This window comes from Luteibacter sp. P4_E6, from assembly GCF_056401535.1.
In genome coordinates, this window is the sequence record NZ_JBFUJE010000259.1 from 1 (window position 1) to 5,574 (window position 5,574).

The following is a 5,574-nucleotide window of genomic DNA, read 5'->3' on the forward strand; positions in this document are numbered from 1 at the left end:
CTCATAATCCTTTGGTTCCAGGTTCGAGTCCTGGTGGGCCCACCAAGCGCGCTGTGCCATGGCTTTTGACCTGGCTGGTACGCGCCAACAGTCTCCAGGCAGCCATTTTTCACAACAGTGCATTGTGGAATGTCGCCATTTCGCCCGGGGTAGGCGGCAACCATGTTGGTTGCTCATCAACTCTCCCGAGGCTCGAAAATGACCAGGCAAGCGCTTATTGTCGTCGACATCCAGAACGACTATTTCCCCCGTGGCAAGTGGATTCTTGAAGGCGTAGAAGCCACTGCGGACAATGCGGCACGGATCATTGCAGCCGCCCGCCGGAACGGCGACCTTGTCGTCCATATCCGCCATGAAACGCTGGCCGAAGGTGCCCCGTTCTTCGTCCCCGGGACGGATGGCGCGGAACTGCACGCGAAGGCCATGAACCTTGCCGATGAAACCGTGATCGTGAAGCACTTCATGAATCCGTACCGCGAAACGCCRCTCAAAGCGATGCTGGACAGCCGCGGCATCGAGAACGTCACGGTGGTCGGCAACATGAGCCACATGTGCATCGACGCCGTGACGCGAGCCTCGGATGACTTCGGTTTCAAGGCCACCGTGATCCACGATGCTTGTGCCACTCACGACCTCGAGTTCAACGGCGTGCAGGTCCCGGCCAGTCAGGTCCATGCCGCCTTCATGGCGGCCCTGCAGTTCGGCTATGCCAAGGTCGAATCGACCGAGACTTTCCTCGGCGTGTAAGTCGACGTTTCGGGATCGCGCTCCGTCACCTGGCGCCTGTACTCGCCCTCGTTGAAGCCGGTCAGGTTATCCTTAACCTGACTGGTCATTCTTCAGTGAAATTAAAGCGATCCGATGAAGTCACGCTCCTTCGCCCAGCTGTTTGGCGTGTTGATCCTTGCCTGGGTCGCTCTCAATCTTCCGCTGCTGCTTGGCCTGCGCGTCCTTCCCGGGGACGCCATGAACGAGTTCTACCCGATGGTGTACTTCAACGTGCACAGCATCCGGACGGGCCTCGCACCCTGGTGGAACCCCCTCATCTTCGGCGGCTACCCGCAAATTGCGGACCCCCAGGCCATGCTGTTCTCTCCGCTGCTGATGGCCTGGATGCTGCTGCGCACCGACCCGGGCACGACCTGGTTCGTATGGGCCGCGCTCTTGCACGTGCTGATGGGAGGCGGTGCGTTCCTGGCGCTCATGCGCCGGTTCGGCAGTACGGATTTTGGCGCCACACTGGGCGCCATCGTCTTCATGGCGGGCGGCGTCGCCGCATCGCGCATCCAATACGTACCGATCGTTCTGGCTTACAGTTTCCTCCCCGTGACGCTGCTGGCACTGCGTTGGTTTCTCGACCGGCCAGCCGTGTGGCGAGGTGCCATCGCGGGTCTCGCCGCTGGCGCCATTCTCGTTGAGCCGGTGCAGCTGACCTACCTGATCGGGCTGATGCTCGTCCCCTATGCCGCCTGGGTAGTGGCGGCTCGCTGGCCATCCTGGACGCCACAGCTACGTTATCGTGTCATCGCTGGTGCTGTCCTCGGCGGCGGTATCGCGATCGCGATGGCGCTGCCTCAGCTGCTCCTGAGTTACGCCTTCGTAGCGGTCTCCAATCGCCCCCAGCTTCCACTCGAGTCTGCGACATCGATGTCCGTCGACTGGCGCACCTTCCTCACCCTGTTCGACCCGAACGCGCTGCAAAGCCTGCGTGGGAAGTACACCGGTGCGGTCGATCCCATTGAGACCTTCCTCTACATCGGCGCCCTTCCGTCGCTGCTGTTCTGCATGGGCCTCAGGAAGGCATGGGCCGTCCCCGTACAACGACGTCACCTCATTTTCTTCGGCGTCACGTCGATCGCCGCGATCGTCTACATGGTGGGTGGCCATACGCCTATCTACGGCTGGCTCTACCACGCGTTGCCAGGAATAAAACAGTTCCGACGGCCTTCTGACTCCGCATACCTCCTGAACGTGGCACTCGCCATCGCCGTCGCGTTCGGGGCTTCGCACGTCGACCTCGCCAATCGCCGACGGATGACCTGGCTGCTGGCGGCGACGACCTGCTGGCTCCTCCTCGCCAGCCTCGCCATGTGCGGGACGGGCGAGGGCTGGCAGGCCGCCAGCATCGTCGCGCCGATGGCTGCGGCCGCGGCGCTATGGCATGCACGCCGCTCGACGAATACCCGGCACGTGGCGATCACCCTGCTGGCGGTAGTCGTCGTGGACTACCGCTGCTTCAACCTCAACGGCGAGTTCAACCAGCGCGGCGATGCGGGAAAGAAGTTCAGGGAGAACGCGGCGGTGACCTTCCTCGCGACGCGACTGCGCGAGACCCCACCGGGTGCATTGCCCCCGCGTATCGAAGCCACCGACCTCGGCGCGGGATGGAAGAATCTCGTCGTGCTACGCGATCTGCCGGCGACACACGGTTACGGGCCGCTGCGCTGGGTGATCTTCGACCGCTTGTACGGCGCGTATTCGGACGGGGACGGTCCGCGCCCGACCACGGTCTACAATCCGGATCCTTCCGGCGCCATGAACCGTATGCTCGGCGTGGCCTACGTCGCGCTGCCCGCGGGGACATCCACACTTTCCTGGCAATACCCTCCGGCGTTGCCAGCGTCACGGGTCTACGCGGACGACAAAACGGAGATCATCCGCACGACATCGTCACCCAGCGTTGTCGCGCCCACCGAGGCTATCGTGCTGCCCCTGGGATCGCTGCCCTCGCCTGCGGAGTTTGCCTCCGCCGACTTTGGTCACACTGTCTTTCTTACCCCGCGCGATCAGGCGGACGCTGACCTGGTCACGCAGGACGCCGCGACCTGCACGGGCCAGCTCACGATACGGACATCGCAGGCAACCAACGTCCGCACGGACATCAAGACGTCTGGCGTGGCGCCAGGGTGGCTGGTGATGTCGGGTCAGGATTTTCCCGGCTGGGTGACACGTATCGACCGGCAAGAGGTGCCGCACCACCGGGCGAATGGGCTGGTGCGCGCCGTCTGCGTCCCGGCGGGTGAGCACACGGTTACGTTCACTTATCAGCCGTGGCGCATGGTCAGCGAGGTGCTGGGGCGACCCGCCGCGTGGCGGTGAAGGTAAGTGGTTCGCTCGACAGGGGCTAGTCGAACCGATGGTCGGTGTGTTGCGCGGCCAGCTCGAACTTCATGCGCTTCAGCCAAGGCTTAAGACGCTTGATGTCGTCGAACACACGCATATCGCGTTCGACCAGTTTGATGTGCTCGCGCAAGCTGGTGATTCGAGCGGTGAAGACGCGTTTGACGTTCTTCGGCGTTACGGACGACATCGGATCCATTCGGCTTCTCATCAGATAGTTGAGTTGAATCTCACCGAGCTCTGTATCGAGATCGCTCAGCTGCTCTTTCAGGATCGCGTTCCAGCGCTTGAGCTTTTCCTCGCCGACATTTTCCAGGGCCGCCTGGTCAATGTGCTCCAGCTCCAGCTGGATTTCGAGCAGATCGAGCAGGCTCCGGCTGGCATAGGCCGTGTTCACCCGTTTCATCAGGGCAACCTTCCGTTCGCGCTCGACAGGATCACTCTCGCGATCGGGATGCAGCACGCTTGCCAGTTTTCGGTATACCTCGCGAATCGATAGATGGATTTCCGCCTGCTCGGCGCGCGCACGCTCTTCGGCCGCTTCCTGCTTTGGCGTCTTCTTGCGCTTCGCGTGATACGCCGCCCTCTCTGCCCGCGCTTGCTCGTCTCGCTTGTCGAGTTGCTCCTGCACATGCCGGAGAACGTCGTCGGGCGAACTGAGATCGACATCGTCGCCGATGTCGATATCGAACGTGGCCTTCAGGTCATTCCGCAGGTCCTCCATGGCCTCAGCTTCGACGTCAGCATCCGGCGCCTTGTAGCGCTCGTAAATCTCAGCGAGCGAAGGATCGTCGACGGACGGAAGAATGAGCTCCGCGAAGTAACAGATCAGATCGGCGACCGTCTGACGCTCGCCTTTGGTAAGCGCCTTCTCGCCGTAGGATTCGTCGAGGCGCTGCACCATCTGAATACGCACCGTGTCGAACTCATCCTTGAGGGGTTCGAACTCGTCGTTGTATCGCCGCTGGAATTCGGGACCGAACGCCTCCCATTCGGCCAACGAAGCCCGGCGCTTCTCGATTCTGGCGATCAGCGCGTTGAACGCTTTCTGGCCTTTTGAAAGGAGCCGGTCGGCGCCAGCGCCAGTCGCGCCGATGGGGTTGAGCGTTTTCTTCACGATGAAGCGATTCCGGGAGCACGAGATGATGCGCCGGATATGTTAAGGCATCAGGTCGTTGTCGCTGTCGCGTTGGTCCAGCCGGTGGAAGTGGCGCGGCTGCATCCGCTCCCTACCGGGACCGAGACGCTTGCGCTTATTGATATTTACATCAATAATAGGGCTTCACTAGCCAATACTTGACGTATTTATCAAATGCAAACTCTGGCTGAACTCGGCGAGGCTGTTGCCACCAGGCGCAAAGCGCTTGGCCTGAAGCAGGCCATGGTCGCTGAAAGCGCAGGAATCACCCCAGAGTCGCTATCGCGTTTCGAGCGCGGGAGATCGGCGGAATTTGGCTCGCGCAAGCTGCTAGCGGTGCTGGCCGTCATCGGCATGGAACTGCACTTCATCGAAGAGGGTGCATCCGGCTCATTGGATGAACTTCGCAAGGAGCGGGGAGGCACATGAAGCTGTCGGTCTACGTGCTGGGGCGCGACGTGGCTACGCTGGAGTCGGTGGGCGATTTCCGCAGCGTGCTCACTTACAACGCGGGAACGGCACCCAACGATTTCGTCTCGCTAACAATGGGCGTACGCACCGAGTCCTGGGGTTGGGACGATACGCTACCTCCGGTTCTACAGATGAACCTCCCCGAGGGCTATCTTCTCCAGGTGCTGCAAGAAAAGTTCGGGCCGCACGTCGGCGCCAGTCCGTTAGCCCTGCTTTCCGTCGTAGGTCGCAACATGGTGGGGCGTCTGCAAGTCGCAGCGCCTGGCGCCAGGTTGGATGAACCGACCGAGCCTATCGAAGTTTCCGCGCTGCTAAAGGGTGACAATTCCGAAGAAGCGTTCGCCGAACTGGTCCGCCAGCACGCGACCAGCGGTGTGTCGGGCGTCGTGCCCAAATTCCTGGACGCTCAGGACGAGCGCATAGCATTGGGGCCGCACCATAAGGCAACGCTGCTAACGCGCCGGCACATCATTAAAGGCTCTTCGCGCTTATTACCCTTTGCAGCTTTGAACGAACACCTGTGCATGCGGGTCGCCGCTAAGGTCTCACCGGCCGCAAAAACCGAAGTCTCCCAGGATGGTCAGGCACTGGTGGTGCACCGTTTTGACGTGGACGAGCATGGCCAGCCGCGGTGGGGAATGGAGGATTTCTGCGCACTGCTCGGCATGCGCCCGTCAGCGAAATACGACGCCACTTGGGAGCGTGTCGCGAAGGCGGTGCGAGATCATGTCCCGGGCACGTTGCGAATCAATACCTTTCGCCAACTGGCGACCACGCTGCTGCTTACCTATGCATTGCGAAACGCCGACTGTCATTCCAAGAACATCGCGCTTCTCTACACCTCG

General features: G+C 61.5%; 5 protein-coding genes. 4 read left to right on the plus strand and 1 reads right to left on the minus strand.

Going from position 1 to position 5,574, the window contains the following annotated elements; translation table 11 throughout:
- Window positions 1-198 precede the first annotated feature (198 nt).
- Window positions 199-747, plus strand: a complete 549-nt coding sequence (locus AC1DT2_RS14765) for a cysteine hydrolase family protein (RefSeq protein WP_477297115.1) — start codon at window positions 199-201, stop codon at window positions 745-747.
- A 114-nt stretch (window positions 748-861) separates the two neighbouring features.
- Window positions 862-3,099: a hypothetical protein gene (locus AC1DT2_RS14770; protein ID WP_477297116.1), complete on the plus strand. Its 2,238-nt coding sequence runs from the start codon at window positions 862-864 to the stop codon at window positions 3,097-3,099.
- 25 nt (window positions 3,100-3,124) lie between these two features.
- On the opposite strand, the gene AC1DT2_RS14775 is transcribed toward AC1DT2_RS14770, so the two are convergent.
- A complete protein-coding gene (locus AC1DT2_RS14775) occupies window positions 3,125-4,237 on the minus strand; it encodes a J domain-containing protein (RefSeq protein WP_477297117.1) in 1,113 nt (370 codons plus the stop codon).
- Between the two features lie 195 nt (window positions 4,238-4,432).
- Between AC1DT2_RS14775 and AC1DT2_RS14780 the strand changes: the two genes are divergently transcribed.
- Together AC1DT2_RS14780 and AC1DT2_RS14785 are read left to right on the plus strand one after the other, a co-directional pair.
- Window positions 4,433-4,687 (plus strand): helix-turn-helix domain-containing protein, encoded by a 255-nt coding sequence (locus AC1DT2_RS14780; RefSeq protein WP_213948940.1) that lies wholly within the window; start codon window positions 4,433-4,435, stop codon window positions 4,685-4,687.
- On the plus strand, window positions 4,684-5,574 hold an 891-nt coding region (locus tag AC1DT2_RS14785), incomplete at its 3' end, for a type II toxin-antitoxin system HipA family toxin (protein ID WP_477297119.1). The genes AC1DT2_RS14780 and AC1DT2_RS14785, both read left to right, overlap by 4 nt.

Excerpts from the sequence above, each read along its gene's own strand:
- AC1DT2_RS14780 (WP_213948940.1), top strand. The coding sequence starts at position 4,433 with ATGCAAACTCTGGCTGAACTCGGCGAGGCTGTTGCCACCAGGCGCAAA.
- AC1DT2_RS14770 (WP_477297116.1), top strand. The coding sequence starts at position 862 with ATGAAGTCACGCTCCTTCGCCCAGCTGTTTGGCGTGTTGATCCTTGCC.